Origin of the sequence: Streptomyces sp. YIM 121038 (assembly GCF_006088715.1) — a bacterium.
Classification (GTDB): domain Bacteria; phylum Actinomycetota; class Actinomycetes; order Streptomycetales; family Streptomycetaceae; genus Streptomyces.
In genome coordinates this window covers 9122896-9139382 of record NZ_CP030771.1, presented here as the reverse complement: position 1 = coordinate 9139382, position 16487 = coordinate 9122896, and the positions used below count along the sequence as shown (strand labels likewise).

The window sequence follows — 16487 nt, the reverse complement described above, 5'->3', positions numbered from 1 at the left end:
GTGGAGAAGGCCCTGTCTCAGGGGCGCGGCCGGGCCACACAGGTGACCGAGAGGAAGATCTCGTCGACTTCCTGGCGGCAGTAGGCAACCAGTGCGCCGTTCCGGTCGATGTCGAGGACTGCCTGGACGAAGGCGCCGCCGACGATGGCGCCTATCCGGGCGCTCCGACGGGCCTGCTCGCGCCAGGCCCCTTGAGGGAGATGCCCTAGGGCGATGGCTGTCTGAGCTGGGAAGCAGCTGCTTCGGGCCGGGGTGAAGTGGCCAAGCAACAGGAACTGCTCCTCGACTTCGTGGTACTCGGCGTCGTCGCTGTGGCAAGTTGCGTCGACGATCAAAGCTGGCATGGCGCCTCCAGCCCAGTTGATGGGTCAGAGGCTGACGATGACGCCGTTGAAGCCGATCCACGGGGGTTTGACGCCGGAGGAGAATCCGTAGACCTGCAGGTAGCCGTCCGTCTGCACGTCCAATTTGAGGGCGATGCGGTCGCTGCTGATGTCCGAGCAGGGGATCAGCACGGTGCGCAGCGTCGACGGCCGCACGACCGACGGCAGGGCGGTGGAGTTGATGACGTAGGAGCTCGGCGGGCTGCTCGGATACGAGGTGCGGTTCACGGCGCCGCGCAGTTGCAGCGACTCCTCACCGGAGATGTTGAGGAGCCGGTACTGGAGGTTGCCGTTGCTGTTGCCGTTCTGCGTGAATCCGCTCGCGAGGCTGATCGTTGTCCAGGCGGAGGCGCCCGTGGACACCGCGACCCAGGCGGACCCGTCGTACACGTCGAGGCGATTGACGTCCTGCAGCCACGTCTCCATGCCCTCGACGGGCGCGGACGTGCCGACGAGCGTGGCGGCTCGCGCCGACGCCGAGGCAAAGCGCATCACGCCGCGCTGGGCGAGCGCGTTGGTGATGTCCTTGGCGAGCTTGCCCGCGTCGGGCTGGTCGGTGAGGGCGGCGATCTGGATGCCCTGCCCGTAGTCGTCCGTGATCGGCACAGGGCCTCCCTATGAGATGCGTGTGAGGCGCAGCCACGAGTCCGTGTAGACGGTGGTGGCGGTGGCGCCGGTGTTGCCCTGCGACCACTGCATGGCGAAGGTCCCGCCCGTGCCCTGGACGCGGAGGGTGCCGTAGAGCAGAACGCTGTACTCGCCGGCCGCTGAGGTGGTGCCGGAGAAGTTCCTGGGTTGGCTGACGTCGTTGGTTTCGGTGCGGATGCTGTAGCCGCTGGTGCTCTGGCCTGTGGTGCCCAGGCCCATGCCGTGTCCGGTCCACTCCCCCAGGGCCCCGGACGGCACGGTCCAGTCGACCGTGATGTCGAGGTCGACGAGCGCCGAGTACTTGATCCAGCCCTCGACGGTGTAGGTCGCGTTGGCGGCGACGGTGAAGGCCAGGTGAGGGTCGTCGGCGGGGGTCGCATTGTTGGTGCGGGACGTGTCAGCGGTCTTCAGGGCGGTGACGGACTGCCCGATACCAAGGCCACCCGTCGCTGTGCGGCCCGCGGCGAGCCAGTTCCCGGAGGACGACTGCGTGATGACGATGAGGTCGCCGATGGTGGGCTGCGGGTAGCTGTCGAGGCACCGGCAAGTGACGCCCTCCGCGACGACGGTGCCGCCCCCGCCGACGGACGTGACGACGGCGAGCCGCCAGTCCGCGCCGCGGATGGCCGGGGTGGTGGCCCCGACGCGCTGGGCGGAGTGGACGAAGGCGTCGGCGAGCTCGCGTGTGGAGGAAAAGGGCGAGGTCATTCGTCCTCCTTGGCGCCGATCGTGGTGATCGGAAAGTCGCCGCCGTAGTCGAGGGGGACGGAGAACGACTGCACCTGGTGGAGCTCGCGGGTGCCGTCTGGGTGGACAACGCGGACGACGTCGCCAGGCTCCAGGGCAGGGTTGGGGAGGCTGCTGAAGTCACCGGATGCGTTCGGCGCTTTGCTGGCCTTGAGCTTCAGCCCGGCTGCCTGCGCGCACGCCTCCTCGGTGATGAGCGTCGAGCTGGAGTAGAAGCGGGGCCGCCGCCCGTAGGGGCCGCCCCAGTACGTCGGCGAGTTCAGGTCGTCGTCCGTTGCCAGATAGGAGACGGGCGGGACGTTCTCCTCCGTGTTCTCGCCGCGCGCAAGGACCCCGTTGCACACGTTGTCGCTGGTCATGGCCCGGCTGCCGGACACGTACACGCCGCCCTCGGTCGCGGCGACCTCCCACACCGCGGGTGTGGTCGTCAGCTCCGGCAGGGTGGCGATGACGAATTCGCCGTCGGCGTTGGCGTAGCACTCGGCCCCGGCCGCGGCGGCGATCTCCTGCACCCCGGCCCACGGGTCCGCTTCGACATCAAATGTGCGGGCGCCGATGGGGGCGTCGACGATGGTGCTGATGACGGCCGCGTCGGGGAGACTCCGCTGGATCAGCGAGGTGATCGCGCCGACGACCGTGCCGGTGGCCTTGTAGGGCTCGGTGAGCTTGTCGTCGGCAACACAGGCAGACAGGTCCTTGCCCTGCAGCGTGACCGGGCCTTCGGCGACGTCGCCCTCGACGCTGTCGAGCCGGAACACGCCGAGCGGCACCAGCTCGGTGGTGCCGTCGCCGTAGTCGACGCCACGGGCGATCCGTAGCCGGGCCCCGTACACGGCCAGCTGGTCGGTGGGCGTGCGCGGAATCAGGGACACGTCGGCGCTGGTGACGGTGCAGGTGCGGCGGATGGCCTGACCGCGGTCCACCGCTACGCTGCCACCTGTGTGCTCCAGCTCGACGACGCTGCCGTCGGTCCGGAACAGCTGGACGCGCGTGACAGGGGTGTGGGACTCGGCGAGCCGCGGCAAGAACCGATCACTCACGGGGTACACGGATCACCCCGTTCGGCGGTCGAGGAGCACGTCCTCCCAGGTGGCGTAGGTGTCGAGCACCGCCTGCCACGTGTCGAACTCACTCAGGATGTCCTGCCAGGTGCGGCCTGCGCTGGCGCCGACGCCGGTGGTGACGGGCATGTCCGTCTCCGTCAACGGCAGCGTCCAGGCCCGCCACTGGTCCATGGCGGTGCCGCCGGTGCGGGCCTCGGCAGCTTGGCCGACGCTGACGTACATGTCGGCCACACCCATGCCGGGGACGGCCTGCCACAGGAGGGTGGCGCCGGAGTCGAGGATCCAGTGCAGGGCGGCCCGCTCGTCGTCAGTGCGGGTCCACACAGTGAGCTCGCCCTCAAGGCCGCCGCGCGTGGAGGAGAGGACGACGGCGTTGCGGCGGCCCTTGACGCGGTACGCGGTCTGCTCGATGGGCCGCTGCCAGTCCGGCGCCCGCTGCACCATCACCTGCAGGTTGCGCTGCGGGTTCCCCGGATCCTTCAGCCAGGCCTCATTGCGGTCCCCGGCCGGGATGGTGACGGTGTCGGAGCCGCGGGTGGACGGGCTCGTCGAGCCTGGTGGGTAGAGCTCGACCAGATAGGACACGGAGACGCCGATCGGCGCCTCGTAGTCCTCGATGACCAGCAGGTCCGAGGTGATCAGCGTGTGGTCGAGGAGTCCGGACGGGCCGCGGACGAGGGTGCGGGAGCCGTCGGAGGCCTGCCGGTAGACGCTGATGTCGTAGTCGAGCGGCAGCTCCCGCAGCGTCAGCGTGATCGACGCCGTGGGCTCGACGACCTCCACCGCCGTGAGGGGCAGGGCCTCCCACAGCGCGGCGTTGTCGATGTACATGCCGGAGCTTGTCGCTGACGCGGTGACGGTCAGCTCGATCGCGCCTTGCGTCGCCGCGGCTGGCACCGAGGCGTCGGTGGCCATCGCCCACCAGTCACTCGCGGGCAGGCTGTAGCTGGTGCCGCTCGAGGTGCCGAGGTCGGCGTTGGCTGCGTCGTACCAGCGGACCTTGATGTTCACCGTGGACCAGGAGCCCGCTGACCGGCTGGCGATGATCTGAGCCCGGTAGCTGGTATCCGCCGGGGCCGCGAACCGCCCGGACCGGATCACACTCGCAGTCGCTGTCGACGACGACACAGCCAGCGAGTAGTTCCCGTCCCAGGCTGCGATGCCCCACGGCGAGGAGCGTGCAATCGTCGCCACACCGGAGGCAACAGTCCACCCAGCGATGCCCTGCTCGAGCGAACCGTCGGCGTAGGGCAGGATCGTCCCGGCCTGGAGCTCCGGGGCGACTGTGACAACTGCGCCCTCCAGCCGCAGCACCTGCCCCGCCGCCGCGCCGTTGATCCCTGCAGCGATGCTGCAGGTGGCGGCGTTGGTCGGGGCGATGCCGGAGGCGCGCTGCCGGTACCAGCCCTGCCCGGGTGACGGCTGCACCAACGACGACCGGGCAGCCGAGATCTGGTTGCCGTTGATGTCGTAGTAGCGCAGCTCAACCCACGTGTCCGCAGCGAGTGTCGGGGGGTTGAGGTAGATGTAGGCCCGGTAGTCGGTGCCCGGTGTGACGACGGGCCGGTCCGTCGACACTGCCGCCGCGTTACCGGCACCGGTCGCGGTGACCGCGATGACCTGCCCGCCCACCAGGTAGTTGTCGACCGACCACGCGACCGCCGGGACCTGCCGGGTCACACCGGCGTTGACCTCGGCTGTCCATCCCGACGCGTCGATCTCGGCGGACTCCGTGCCGAAGGAGAACAAGTTGCCGGTCGTCCTGATCGGCAAACCCAGGTAGATGTTCTCCCAGAACTGATTCACATTCCCGGCGGCCGGAGTGGACGACAGCAAGACCTGCGCCTGCGTCGCCCCTGCCGGTGCCGCGCCCGCGACGCCGACGCGGTGCCACGCCGCCGAGGCCGACGCCGTGGACAGCGACCAGGTGATCGATATCTCGGAGCCGCTGGAGTTGAGCCAGCGGATCCCGATCCGTTCCACGAGCGTGCCCGCGGCGTCCGCGAACGTCTGGTACGTGGTGCCGGCGGTGACGGGGTACGACGAGACCGTGCGGGCCTGCATCTCCCCCGCCGCCACCGACTTTACGATCAGACAGCCGTCACCGACCCGGCCTCCTGTGCCCTTGCTGAGCGTGCAGTTGAGCTTGCTGGTCCACCCGCTGGTGTTCGGATCGATCTCCGACGTCGTCGCGCTGAGGAGATTCCCGGGGATCGCCATCGCTCACCCCCGCCCGCCACGCAGCGCCGTCACCAGCTCGCCGTTCGACCGCCGCACCTCGGCACGAGCGATATCCGTGATCTCCCGGTCCCCGACGAACACCTGCACGTTAAGGTCGCCGAGCCCGCCGCCGTCCGTCGCCAGCCGGGCGAGGGCATTGGCCTGCTGCACTGTGAAGACAGGCTCCGGCCTGCCCGTGCCGTTGTAGGCGAGGTTGAGGCCGGGCTGGAGCATGCCGCCCTTGTCGTACCAGTGCGGTGACCTGGCCAGCCACTTCGCGTAGGCGCGCGACGGGCTGCCGTAGTCCGGGCGGTCCTTGATGTAACCCATGCCCCAGCGGATCTGCGTCTTGGCGTTGGTGCGCCAGTCCGGACCCGCCGACGCCATGCGTCGGCCGGGGAGCGCCTGTGGGATGCCGTAGGCGTCTGACGTGGGGTTATCCGCGTTCCAGCGCCAGCGGGACTCTCCTTGCCACAGCTTCTTCAGCGGCCCGAACTGATTGGCACCCCAGCCGAACCGAGGCAGGAGCGCCTTAGCGTACTTCTGCGCCGCCCCGACCGCGTTCGCCGGGAAGCCCTTCCCTCCGCCAGTAAGAAAGGGCATGGGGTCGACGGACCTGCCGTTGACGCGGGCCTCCAAGTGCAGGTGCGGTCCGGTGACGTTGCCGGTCGCACCGACCCGCCCGATCTGCGTGCCACCCGCGACACCCCGGCCCTGCTTCATCAAGATCGCCGACATGTGGGCGTACAGACTCTGCAGCCCACTCCCGTGGTTGATCACGATGTGCTTGCCGTAGGGGCCGCCATTCGCCGTCTTGGCAATCGTGCCGTCCGCGACCGCCTTCACAGCCGTACCAACAGCGGCAGGGAAGTCGAGGCCGGTGTGGCGGCCCGACGACCACATGGAGCCGCGGACACCGAACCGGGTGCCGAAGCGCGCATCGACCGGCTTGGACCAGGCGCCGCCGAGGCCACCGTCAGCGCCGCCGCCGAACAGGGAGTTCACGGCGTCGACGAGCTTGTGCTTCAGCCCACTCAGCCACTTGCCGGGCATACGCCGGATCGCCTTGGCCCACTGGCCATCACCGGTAATGCCCTTGGCGACCTTGTCCTTGATGGGCTTGATGACCTTCTCCCAGACCTTGCCGGGGTTCGTCATCAGATTGAAGCCAGTCTTCGCCCAGTTGATCGCCTTACCGAGGGTGTCCTTCGTCCAGTCCCAGGCGCCGCCCAGGATGCCGCCGTCTGCCATCAGCTTGGTGCCAGCGGCCTCCCACAGCGAGCGCGCCCGGCCGCGATACCGCGGGTCGGTGGGAATCACGAACTCAGGCCACTGACTCCGCCCCTCGCCGACGATCGCGGTCGGACGGTTGGTGACCATCGGCCGGGCAGGGCCGAAGCCGTTACCGACCGTGCCACCCGCGGCCAGCAGTTTCGGTCCTGCGGGCAGCTCGTCCAAGCTCACGATCTTCGCGACGGCGTTCCAGACGGGGCGGATGCCCTTGCCGTACACGTACTTGATCACAAAGTTGACAGGGCCCTTAGTGATCGACTGAACCTTGCCCCAAGCCGTCTTGATGGCGTCCTTCGCCCTACCGAAGGCCACACCGACCAGCCGGACCGCTTCCTTGATCCGGTCGAACGGAGGCTTCAGCCCCTTGCGCCACAGCCACAACGCAGTCGTCGCGATCCCATTGAACGCAGGCTTGATCGCCTTGTCGTACAGCCACTTGCCAACCGCGCCGATGCCTCGGAACGCCGGGGCCAGGGCCTGTTGCCACAGCCACTTCCCGATCCGTGCGACGAACCGGAACGTCCCGACGATGCGTTCGCCGACAGGCTTGATAGCCAGCCGATACAGCGCCCCAGCCGCCGTCCCGATGCCCTGGAAGGCGGGCCGCAGAGCGTTCTGCCACAGCCACTTGCCAGTCCTGGCGACGAAGCGGAAGGCCTCGACGATGCCGTCGACGGCAGGCTTGATCGCATTCCGGTACAGGGATCCAGCCGCGACACCGACACCTCGGAATGCCGGGAGGAGCCCCTTCTCATACATCCACTTCCCGGTCGCCGCCGTCTGCTTGAACCCCAGCACGACCGGGGTGATCAGCAGGGTGGCGATGGCTGCAGCGAGGACACGTGCGCCCAGCGAGATGCCGTCGAACGCGGGCTTCAGCGCGGTGCGCCACAGCCATGATCCCCAGCCGCCCACCGTGCGCAGGCCTGCGGAAATGCCATCGAAGGCGGGCTTGAGTACGACGTTCCAGGCGCCGGACACCGCGTCCTTGATGCCGTTCCAGGCCGCCTGAACCCCTGCGCGGAACCAGCCGAAGTGCTTGTACGCGTAGATGATCGCGGCGACCAGCGCTGCGATCCCGATGACCAGGAGAGCGAGCGGGTGCGCGTTCAGCACCGCGGCCTGGAAGACAAGCGCAAGCGTCCACAACCGGGTCGCGATGAACAGGCCGTACAGGCCCTGGATCAGCCACGGCGTGGTCTCCGCCACCGAGGCGATACCTCGGGCCAAGACACCGAGCACGCGCAGGATCGGGCCCGACAGCGGCTCCAGGGCCCGTGCCACCTGGTAGAACGCAGAGCTGATGTCGCCGATCGCGCGGGCCACCACCGGGCCCTGTTCCGCAGAGTAGGAGAGGAACCGCTCGAACGCAGGCGACCCCTTGAGTCCGGTGCCCCAGGCAGCGAACCTTCCGGTGATCCGCTGCATGTGCGCGGAGATCGAGTCCATGTGGGGCAGGAAGGCCTGGACGATGCCGCCGATCCCCTTGAAAAGGTTGGCGAAGGCCACGCCCATCCCGATGATCGCGGGCTTCACGGCGCCCGCAAGGTCGGACTTGAACTCTTTCCAGCCCTGGGACTTGAAGCCCTTGCTTGCCCGCTCCTGGAGCTCGCCGATCGCGTCAGCGGCGGCCTTCACGAACGGTGTCAGCCCCGGCAGGCTGTTCTTCAGCCCGATCAGCGCCCGCGTGAAGATCGGCATCACGCGGGGCTGCAGCGACTCCGACCACGCAGTCAGCGCGGACCGCAGGTCGGTGAACGCGTCGAACGTGTCGCGCGCGCTCGGCGACAGCTTCGACAGCTCGTCCTGGTACTTGGCCTGCGCGACAGCGGCCTGCGACATGCTCCCGGCCGTCTGCTCCGCCGCCGACGCCACCTGCCGCTCAGCTGACGCGATCGAATCCGCGGCCGTCACATGCGTGTGAGCCAGGGACTCCTGCGCGCGGCCCACCGACCGTGCACCGTCCTCCTGCACACGGCGGGAGTTCCGCTGCGCCTCGATGACCTTGGCCTGAGCAGCCGCGATAGCGTCCGCGCTGTCTTTCTGGACGCGGGCGACATTGCGCTGAGCGTCCGCGACCTTCGCCTGGGCAGCAGCGATCTCCAACGCGTTCTCGCGCTGCTGACGAGCCGCCGCCTGCTGCGCCTTCGCCAACGCGGCCGTCTGCTCACGCACCTGCCGTTGAGCCTGCCGGAGCCTCTCCTGGGCGTTCTTGACCCGGTCCGAGCCATCGACGCCGGCCCGGTCCGCGCGCTTCTTCTCGTCGGCGATGCGCTTCGTCGCGAGCTGCTGCTCCTTGAGGCGCTGGACCGCCTGGTCGTAGGCCAGCTGTGCCTGCGCCTGCTCCAGCGCCGACGCCTTGGAGCCCTTGGCCCGCACCGCCCGCAGGCGCTGCTCGGCCTCCTGGACGTTGAGGGCGGCATCCCGCTGGGACAGTTGCGCATCGGCGGACCGGTTGGCGAGGTCCTCGAGCTCCATCGCCGCGTCACGGCGGGCCTGCGTCAGGTCCTGCTGCGCCTGCCGAGCCGTGCGCTGAGCGTCGGCGAGGGACTGCTCGGCCTGCGCCACCCGCTCGTTCGCGGCCTGCTGCCGGTCCGCCGCCTGCTGGATCGCGTTCGCCAGGCTCTGCTTGGCGTCCTTGACCTGCTGGGCGGCAGTCCGCTGCCGGTCCGCAGCCTGCTGCACCGCGGCCGCCACATCCTGCTCGGCCTGACGCACTTGCTGGGCGGCGTTCCTGTTCGCCTCCGCCGCAGAACGCTTGGCGTCGGCGACGGCCTGCTCAGCCTGCTGGATCTGCCGTGCGGCATTCCGGTGCGCCGCCGCCAGCGACTGCTGCGCGCCCTCCAACTGCCGAGCCCGCGCCGCACCCTGAGCCGCCGCCTGACCACCCTTGATCGACGCCGTCGTCGCCGCATCCTGCGCCGCCCGCTGCGCCTGCGCCGCCCGCGCAATCCCCATGAACGCCGGGACCGCCACAGCTGCGAGCGCACCCACGCCGACCGACGCGGCGACACCAGCAGAGGCGATCGCGCCCAGCCCCGCAGCCAGCACCGGGATCGCCGGAAGCACGGCGACAGAGCCAAGCGCGACCGTCAGCTGGAAGATCGCCGACGTGGCCCCGGACGCATCGACACGGATGTGCACGTCGTCCGCGTCCAGCTTGTTGACCATCGCCTGGACCGCGGCAAGCTGCGCCGCAGCAGCAGCTGCGTCCACACGCACCGCCACGTCGGCGTCCTGCGCGGTCAACGCCTGCAGACGTGCCTCGATCGCGGTGATCTCCGCCTGCGCGGTCGCAGCGTCCATGTCGACGCCGATCCGCACATCCCGCAGCGCGGTCAGTCGGGCCCGCAGCCGCGCCAGTTCCACCTCGGCCGGAGAGGTATCCGCCCCGATGTTGATGTTGGGGAGGCTCGCCTCGGCAGCCTGAACCTGGGCGCGCAGCCGCTGGCCGAACGTGCCGTCCGTCTCCACCCGGATGCGCGCCGGATCAGCGGACAGCTCATCCATCTCCGCCTGCAGCAGACGGAGCTGCGCGATCGCCGCCGCCGTGTCCGCGCGCACCGCGACGTTCGGGTGGGCGGCGCCGATACGGCGCAGCCGCTCCTCGATGTCGGCGGCCTCCGCACGCGCAGCCTGCGCGTCGACATCGATTCCGATGCGCTTGCCGGACAGCGACTCCAAGCGGGCCCGCAGCCGGGCGAGGTCCGCGTCGACACCCGTGTCGTTCAGGCGGACGTCGAGCTTGGGCATCGACCGGAAGGCCGCCTCCAGGCGGGCCTTCAGCGACCGGGCGAACGCGCCGCCCGTGTCAGCTCCCTGCCTGGTGGCGGCCGGGCGCGCCGCCCGAGCCCCGTCCTGAATGCCGTCCCGCATCGCCGGCGCGATGTGCGCGGCGATCTGACGGCCGATGATCCGGCCGACCTCGTCGCCGATCTGCGACGCCGGAGGAACGATCGCCGCCCGCAGACGGCCGTGGATGCCGCGCGCGTTCGGGATGACGTCGATTTCGACGGAGCCGACACTGATCGCCACGAGAGGTCCCCCTCCCGCGTTAGGCCGCGCCCCCGTTGATGATCCGGAACAGGCGCTCCGCCTGAGCATCGGAGAGGGACTGCTTCACCGGGCGGGCCTTCGCGCCCGGACGCCGCATCGGCTCAGGCGGCTTGGGGTGATTGCGCTTCTCGCTGTTCGCGCAGATCAGCACGTACTCCACGCGACGCAGAGCATCCACAACCGCAGCCAGGAGCTGGTCCTGCTGGGACCAGCGGCCCTTCTCCGGCTCGCCCTTGTCCGCCTGCTCCGCCAGCTCCTCGTCGGAGAGCTGGTTCCGTAGAGCGGTCATGGTGTGCGACTCGGGCGGCAGATGCTCGACCAGCACCCGCAGGCGCCGCCACGACATGAGGCCGCGGTGCACGTCCAGAACGTCGATACCGAGCACCAGCAGGTCGGCCTCTACCTCTTCCGCGTGCTCCGCGAGGAGGGCCGCCGTGGACTGGACTTTCCCAGATCATCACCACCGGCCTGGGCGACTGCCTCGGCGAAGTGCAGAACACCCTCCGCGGTGGGGTCGAGGTCTTCGTAGATCTCGAAGTCGTCCTCGTGCAGAACGGCTTCGAAGAAGCCATCGAAGTCGCTCCGGTTAAGAGCACGCAGGGCCGACGCCCTCCAGCGGCCCACGGGCAGCGTGCGGACGTCTTTGGTGACGCCGTCGTACCCGGCGAGCGGCACAGTGACGTAGTCGTCGCCGAGGTCGGCCTCCAGCTCCTGTGCGCGAGCGGCGTCGAGTTGGGCCTTGGTTGCGGGCATGGCGCGAATCTCCTACGGGTTGGTGGCGCGTGAGGTGTGGAGGCGGACGGGCCGGGGCTCGCGCCCGGCCCCGGCGGCAGCCCTCTCGCCCGTGGAGCTGCCGCAGTGGCCCGTCCGCCCGTTCAGGACCCGGTGTAGTCGGGCGTGGCCGGGAGCTTGTCGCTGTGGTAGACGGTGTTGCCTGCGGCGTCTGGGTAGGCGGTGATGGTCAATTCATATCCGCTCATTTCGTCCTGCTTGAAGGTGACGTCGGAGCGGTCGGACACCTCACCCTGGGGGACGTAGAAGCCGCGGGCCGTGTCGCCGTCGAGGACGAGGAACCACCAGGCCCTGCGGTCCGGCACGGGGCTGGCGGTCTCGGCGAAGGAGGTGACGCCGCTGACCGGCTCGAGCTCGGCCGCCGGAATCCGGTACATGACCGACTGGACAGAGACGCGGGCCGTCTCCCACAGCGTCGCCTTGAACGTGCGGACCGACTTCGTGATCTGCGTGCGGAACGGCGAGGTGAGGCCCCAGGGGGTGAACTCTTGGCTGTCCTCGTCGAATCCGTAGGTGAGGCCGTCGTCGCTGATGGCGCCGAGCGGCTCCCAGGGCGGCATCGGCTGCGTCAGCGGTGCCGCCGGGGCTGCCGTGCCGGTGTCCGCCACCCAGCCGGCGCCATTCGCGCCGATGACCGTCAGATCCGCAGCGCGGGTGATGTTGACCATGAGGGGTCTCCAGACATGCGAAAACCCCGCACACCGGCGGGGTCAGAGGTTGGGGGACTCGGCGCGAATCCGCCGGTCAGGAGACCGGATGGAGGTAGATCTCGTAGGTGGCCCCGACGCGTCGGAGCCCGGTGTTCTCGTAGGGGCGGGCCGCGGGCAGGGTGAGAGCCCCAGTGCGGCCGATCACCGCAGCGGTGCTGGTGGAGCCGCGGAGCTCGCCGGTGGCCCAGGCGTGCACGTCGTTGGCGAGGGCGATCGCCTCGACGCGAGTGGCTGCGTACACGTTGATGTCGACGAGGTAGCGGGCGAGGCGTAGACCGTCGTCCCCGCCGCCCGGTACCTGTTCGATTTGGATCGTCGGGAGCTCGTTGGCGAGGTTGTTGTCGAGCTCATCGCGCACCACAGCACTGGGGAAGCGATCGGCGGCGCGGGCGATGAGCTCGCCTTCGACGTCTATCAGGGCGGTCACTGGTTCCGCCCGCCGATCTGCGCGGCCCGGAGTGCCACGTGATGCGGGGGTACGCGTTCGGTGCCGTACTCCACCCACCGCGCGTAGTAGGAGGTGTTGCGGACGTAGGCAACAGCCCGGTCACGGCGCCTGCCGCCGCGGCTCGTGCTGTCCGTCTCCCACGACGCCTTGTAGTGCCCCGGGTTCGGACTGCGCTCGTCAACTGGAGAGGTCGCCACCGCGACGGCCTTGATGACCTCGGCGCGGCGCAGCATCTCCGCCTGCATGCCGGGCATTCGCAGCATTTCACCGATTCCCTGACGACGGACCTTGAGACGTGCTGCCATAGCCACCTCCACTACGTGCTATTGGGGGCGGCATGGACATGCAGGTCAAAGGCGTACTCGGCGAGATCTACTTCGACGGCGAATGGATCACAATCAGAAAGAAGGCACCGGGCCAGCGAGCTCAGGAGTTCAGACTCCGGGCCGCCGACGTCACCGGCACCCGCCACAAGCCCGCCAGCAGGCTCTTCCACGGCTACGTGCAGTTCGTGCTGCCCGGATCCCAGCCGGCGCCAGAGAAGACGACCTCTGGGACGGCGGCCGACCACCGCACAACGACCCACACAGCCTGTCCATCCGCCACAGCAGCAACACGGCGGCCGAGAAACTGATCGCCGCCGTCGAACAGGCACGGCCTACCCCGTGACCCGGTCGGCCGCGAACTGGATCACGCCCCGTGTGCCGGTGAACGGGCTGCGCCCCCAGTCGCCGGGCTCGCCAGTGATGTCACATGCGACGCCCCGAACCCTGGCCCTGTCGGTGGTGCGCAGCGGCAGAGCCGCCGCAGCTTTCTGGCTCTTCGGCACGTACACCGTCCAGCCGACGATGACGGTGTCCCGGCCCTGCTGCTGTTCGCCGCCCACCTGCGGAGTCTCCGCACGCGGTGTGACCACGCAGCCCTCCAGGTCGAAGGACTCGTCGGGCCCCGGCAAGGGCTGCCCGCGCGGGTCACGCCCGGGCGAGGCGCCAGTGCGCAGGATCCGCACCGTCTCCCCATACGGATACCGTCCGGGCATCAGGAGTACCCCCAGCCCGGCTCGAACTCGTCCGCGAACCCGTCATCATCGATCGGCCACGTCGGCGAGGGATCCGCTGTCTCTGGCGTCGGGTCGACGGTGAACGCTCCCCCGCGGCCAGCGAGCGCCTTGAGCGCGGACTTGTCGGCCTTCGTCAGATACAGGCCGCCCGATCCTGTCGGGCGCTGCACCGACATCGGGCCGATCGTCTCGTAGGAGACCTGCTGGGGGTTGGTGTAGGCCCGGCCAGCGACCGACAAGACCACGGCCTCGGCGCCCTCAGGGAGGGGTTTCACTACGGTCTGGCACAGGTTGACGGCCTGCCGGATCAGCAGTGCCGCCCGGTCCCCGCTGATCTCGTCCAGGTCCAGGTACAGGCCCAGGTCCTCGGCTGTCGGGAGCTCGAACGCCACAGGAGCCTCCTATGCGGGCAGAGCCTCCACGGCTTGGCACCAGGCCGCCAGATCAGCGGACGGGTCGAGCTCGGCAGAACGGGCTTTGGCCCGCTTGCTGGCCAGCCGGTACTCGGCCGCCGACACGAGCTTCCGCAGGACCGCTTCGTAGCCGTCCACGTCCGCCCGGTCCACGAAGATCCCGGCCTCTCCGAGCGACTCGCACAGGCCCGGCGTGGGGTGGGCCACGACGGGAATCCCGCTGGCCAAGGCCTCGCAGCCGACGCGCCCCCACGACTCATACGAGGACGGCATCAGCAGCACCCGGGTCCGCGCGTACACGCGGTCCCGCATGTCCTGCCCGTCGACATGCTCGATGATCTCGACGTTGGGCAAGTCGGGCAGGATCTGTGTCCCGTAGGCTCCTCGGACGGCGAGGAACTGCTGCTCCGGCAACCTCTCGGCAAGGGCTTCGAGGACCTCGCCGCCCTTCTCCGGGTTGCAGTTGATCAGCGTGATGGCCTTGCCGGGCTTCGTCGCGTACTCGTCGGCGAACACCGGCGGACGCACGATCAGCGCGTCCGCGGGGCGGATGGACTTGGGGTACTCGGCGAAGAAGACCTCCGCCTCCGCCTCCATCCACCGGCTGTTGTACACCGCCAGCGCGGTCCCGCCCGCGGCCATGTCCCGGAACGTCGGCGGGTGCGTGTTGTGACACACCACGATCAGCGGCTTGCCGTATCCGCGGGCCAGCGACGCCGTCGACGGCACCGTCTCCAGATGCCCCAGCAGCACATCCGCCCGCCGCACCGCCGAAGGAAAGTCGAGCCGCGACTCCAGCGGGATCACCTTGATGCCGCGGTACTCGTACTCCCGGTGGGCCTTGCCGTAGCGGGACAGCCACACCGACACATCGTGGCCACGCTCCACCAGAGGACGCAGCATGGAGACGAGCATGTGCTCGGCACCCGCATTGTGCTCCGGCGGCATCGCGTGGACACGGGCGACGATCTGAAGGGGCTTGGCTGCCCCGCCCGGCGCGGAAGCCGGGACAGCCCCACTCATCAGGCGCTGCCCGACGGCGTGCCGGTGAACTTGACGAACGCGTCGGTGTCACCGATCACCAGGCCGTAGAAGGCCTCGGCGAGGAGGAGCACCAGGTTCTCCTGGAACGCCGAGTGCACGCCGCCGTCCTCGTCGACGTAGGTCGCCTCCTTGGAGATCCTCACCGTGATGTCCATGCCCACGCCGAACGCCGCCTGGGACCAGTCGCCGCCGATGCCGCGCAGACCCGAGTCGCTGGACGCCGACTGACGGCGCTGCTTGCCGGACACCGAACGCGAGTAGGCGAGCGGCTCGCCGATCAGCGTGCCCGCCGCCGCCATGTTCGTGCCCGGGGTCGTCGTGTCGACCAGGATCGGACGGCCGGTCGTGTCGGTGGCCAGCAGAAGCTTCGGCTTCAGCCGGTGGTCGGCGACGGTGCCGGTGTAGTCCCAGTCCGAGTCGATGACCTTCTCCATGCCGGTCACCAGGTCAGCCCAGATACCGCCGTTGCTCTGCGACGCGGTGCCGAGCGCCACCGAGTTGGTGGTCTCGGCCAGGTAGTCGTCGAACGGCCCGGCCGCGCCCTTCATGGTCTTGCCGTGGATCGCTGCGTGGTCGAAGGCCCGCGCGAACGCCGTCGGCAGGTCCGTCTGCAGTTGCGTCCACAGCCCGCCCGCGTTGGTCATCACGACCTCTTCCGCGACCGGGATGAGGACGGCGAGCTTCTTGGCGGTCATCTGCTTCACGCCCACCGACGATGTGGACAGCGGCTTCTTCGCCGCCTGCCCGACCCAGTCGGCGGTCGGCACGTCCATCGGGATCGGCACCGACGTCGTCGCGTCAATCGCCAGCGGCGCCCGGCGCGCCAGCGCCATCACCGCGGACTGCTCCACCGACTTCTCGAAGATCGGGCCGGTGAGCGTCCGGGGCAGTAGGGCATCGTTGACGTCAGAGAGCTTGAGAGGGGCCGTAGCCACCATGGCCTACTCGCTTTCAGCGGCTACTTCAGCCGCGCCTGTATGAACCCCGCGAACTCATCGGCGGGGTTGAGGGTCCGTTGCTTGTTGGCGCCGGACGCCTGAGTGCGGTCCGGTGCGGGACGCCGCGGGCCCTCCAGGGGCTGGCTCTTCGCCCAGTGCGGCTTGCGCTCCAAGAGCGCGTCGAGGTCCGCCTTGATGGCTGCCTCGTCGATGTCGCCGTCAGAGCCGATGTACGAGCCGAGATCCAGCGCGCCGACCGCGTCTTCCGGGTCCGCGAACCCAGTCATGGCCAGGGCCTGCACCTGTGTGCGCACCAGCCGCTGACGTGTCGTGGTGATCTGCTCGTTCGCGCGGGCCAGCTGGTCGTTGAGACGGTCCGTGACGGACTTCTCCGCGTCCTTGCGCTGCTGCAGCTCGGCCAGCAGAGGCTCCTGCTCCTTCAAGCGCCGGCGGAGGTTCTCGGCTTCGCTGTTCTTCTTGCGCAGCGCAGCCTCGAACTTCCGCCGGTCGAACGGCTCTTCCTCGCTGTCGGAGTCCGCCTCCGGGGCGTCGTCCTGCTGCTCGGCGGTGCCGTTCTCCTCGGTCGCCGTCTCCTCGACGGGGGCCTCGGCGGCGGTGTCCTGCTGCTGCTCCTGCTGCTCGGTCTCTTCGGGCATGACGAAACGGCCCTC

The 16487-nt window shown here is 69.4% G+C and carries 17 protein-coding genes; 1 reads left to right on the top strand and 16 read right to left on the bottom strand.

Annotated features, from left to right (window positions below; genetic code table 11):
* Positions 1-17: 17 nt before the first annotated feature.
* The 11 genes from C9F11_RS38580 to C9F11_RS38530 form a co-directional block, all read right to left on the bottom strand.
* Positions 18-344 (bottom strand): hypothetical protein, encoded by a 327-nt coding sequence (locus C9F11_RS38580; RefSeq protein WP_138964561.1) that lies wholly within the window; start codon positions 342-344, stop codon positions 18-20.
* A gap of 24 nt (positions 345-368) precedes the next feature.
* Positions 369-989 carry a hypothetical protein gene (locus tag C9F11_RS38575; protein WP_138964559.1) on the bottom strand — a complete coding sequence of 207 codons (621 nt, stop codon included), beginning with the start codon at positions 987-989 and terminating at the stop codon, positions 369-371.
* A gap of 9 nt (positions 990-998) precedes the next feature.
* The gene (locus tag C9F11_RS38570) at positions 999-1739 is read right to left on the bottom strand and encodes a hypothetical protein (protein ID WP_138964557.1); all 741 of its coding nucleotides are present in this window, start codon (positions 1737-1739) and stop codon (positions 999-1001) included.
* Positions 1736-2818, bottom strand: coding sequence for a DUF5047 domain-containing protein (locus tag C9F11_RS38565; protein ID WP_249402061.1), 1083 nt, complete (start codon positions 2816-2818; stop codon positions 1736-1738). Before C9F11_RS38565 ends, C9F11_RS38570 begins: the two co-directional genes overlap by 4 nt.
* 12 nt (positions 2819-2830) lie before the next feature.
* Positions 2831-5062 (bottom strand): hypothetical protein, encoded by a 2232-nt coding sequence (locus tag C9F11_RS38560; protein ID WP_138964553.1) that lies wholly within the window; start codon positions 5060-5062, stop codon positions 2831-2833.
* A 3-nt stretch (positions 5063-5065) separates the two neighbouring features.
* A complete protein-coding gene (locus C9F11_RS47755) occupies positions 5066-10390 on the bottom strand; it encodes a peptidoglycan DD-metalloendopeptidase family protein (RefSeq protein WP_212767870.1) in 5325 nt (1774 codons plus the stop codon).
* A gap of 19 nt (positions 10391-10409) precedes the next feature.
* The gene (locus tag C9F11_RS38550) at positions 10410-10796 is read right to left on the bottom strand and encodes a hypothetical protein (RefSeq protein WP_249402060.1); all 387 of its coding nucleotides are present in this window, start codon (positions 10794-10796) and stop codon (positions 10410-10412) included.
* A 14-nt stretch (positions 10797-10810) separates the two neighbouring features.
* Positions 10811-11164 (bottom strand): hypothetical protein, encoded by a 354-nt coding sequence (locus tag C9F11_RS38545; RefSeq protein ID WP_138964551.1) that lies wholly within the window; start codon positions 11162-11164, stop codon positions 10811-10813.
* A 122-nt stretch (positions 11165-11286) separates the two neighbouring features.
* Positions 11287-11871 (bottom strand): phage tail protein, encoded by a 585-nt coding sequence (locus C9F11_RS38540; RefSeq protein ID WP_138964549.1) that lies wholly within the window; start codon positions 11869-11871, stop codon positions 11287-11289.
* Positions 11872-11947: 76 nt separating this feature from the next.
* Positions 11948-12340, bottom strand: a complete 393-nt coding sequence (locus C9F11_RS38535) for a hypothetical protein (protein WP_138964547.1) — start codon at positions 12338-12340, stop codon at positions 11948-11950.
* Complete coding sequence (locus tag C9F11_RS38530; RefSeq protein ID WP_249402059.1) at positions 12337-12624, bottom strand: HK97 gp10 family phage protein; 288 nt, start codon at positions 12622-12624, stop codon at positions 12337-12339. Before C9F11_RS38530 ends, C9F11_RS38535 begins: the two co-directional genes overlap by 4 nt.
* A 74-nt stretch (positions 12625-12698) precedes the next feature.
* Here C9F11_RS38530 and C9F11_RS38525 point away from each other — a divergent pair, with 74 nt between their 5' ends.
* Positions 12699-12995 (top strand): hypothetical protein, encoded by a 297-nt coding sequence (locus C9F11_RS38525; RefSeq protein ID WP_138964543.1) that lies wholly within the window; start codon positions 12699-12701, stop codon positions 12993-12995.
* Between the two features lie 24 nt (positions 12996-13019).
* On the opposite strand, the gene C9F11_RS38520 is transcribed toward C9F11_RS38525, so the two are convergent.
* From C9F11_RS38520 to C9F11_RS38500, 5 genes are all read right to left on the bottom strand, one after another.
* On the bottom strand, positions 13020-13400 hold the full coding sequence (locus C9F11_RS38520; protein ID WP_138964541.1) for a hypothetical protein: 381 nt from the start codon (positions 13398-13400) through the stop codon (positions 13020-13022).
* Complete coding sequence (locus C9F11_RS38515) at positions 13400-13813, bottom strand: hypothetical protein (protein ID WP_138964539.1); 414 nt, start codon at positions 13811-13813, stop codon at positions 13400-13402. The genes C9F11_RS38520 and C9F11_RS38515 overlap by 1 nt, the downstream gene beginning before the upstream one ends.
* A gap of 9 nt (positions 13814-13822) precedes the next feature.
* Entirely contained in the window at positions 13823-14737 is a 915-nt protein-coding gene (locus C9F11_RS38510) for a glycosyltransferase family 4 protein (RefSeq protein ID WP_346347426.1), read from the bottom strand.
* 119 nt (positions 14738-14856) lie between these two features.
* Positions 14857-15816: a phage major capsid protein gene (locus C9F11_RS38505; RefSeq protein ID WP_138964535.1), complete on the bottom strand. Its 960-nt coding sequence runs from the start codon at positions 15814-15816 to the stop codon at positions 14857-14859.
* 20 nt (positions 15817-15836) lie between these two features.
* A complete protein-coding gene (locus tag C9F11_RS38500; protein WP_138964533.1) occupies positions 15837-16472 on the bottom strand; it encodes a hypothetical protein in 636 nt (211 codons plus the stop codon).
* Positions 16473-16487: the final 15 nt, after the last annotated feature.

Coding starts and splice junctions, on each gene's coding strand:
- C9F11_RS38510 (WP_346347426.1), bottom strand. CDS start 14,737: ATGCTGCGTCCTCTGGTGGAGCGTGGCCACGATGTGTCGGTGTGGCTG.
- C9F11_RS38505 (WP_138964535.1), bottom strand. CDS start 15,816: ATGGTGGCTACGGCCCCTCTCAAGCTCTCTGACGTCAACGATGCCCTA.
- C9F11_RS38540 (WP_138964549.1), bottom strand. CDS start 11,871: ATGGTCAACATCACCCGCGCTGCGGATCTGACGGTCATCGGCGCGAAT.
- C9F11_RS38580 (WP_138964561.1), bottom strand. CDS start 344: ATGCCAGCTTTGATCGTCGACGCAACTTGCCACAGCGACGACGCCGAG.
- C9F11_RS38570 (WP_138964557.1), bottom strand. CDS start 1,739: ATGACCTCGCCCTTTTCCTCCACACGCGAGCTCGCCGACGCCTTCGTC.
- C9F11_RS38560 (WP_138964553.1), bottom strand. CDS start 5,062: ATGGCGATCCCCGGGAATCTCCTCAGCGCGACGACGTCGGAGATCGAT.
- C9F11_RS38530 (WP_249402059.1), bottom strand. CDS start 12,624: ATGCTGCGAATGCCCGGCATGCAGGCGGAGATGCTGCGCCGCGCCGAG.
- C9F11_RS38525 (WP_138964543.1), top strand. CDS start 12,699: ATGGACATGCAGGTCAAAGGCGTACTCGGCGAGATCTACTTCGACGGC.
- C9F11_RS38545 (WP_138964551.1), bottom strand. CDS start 11,164: ATGCCCGCAACCAAGGCCCAACTCGACGCCGCTCGCGCACAGGAGCTG.
- C9F11_RS38500 (WP_138964533.1), bottom strand. CDS start 16,472: ATGCCCGAAGAGACCGAGCAGCAGGAGCAGCAGCAGGACACCGCCGCC.
- C9F11_RS38520 (WP_138964541.1), bottom strand. CDS start 13,400: ATGCCCGGACGGTATCCGTATGGGGAGACGGTGCGGATCCTGCGCACT.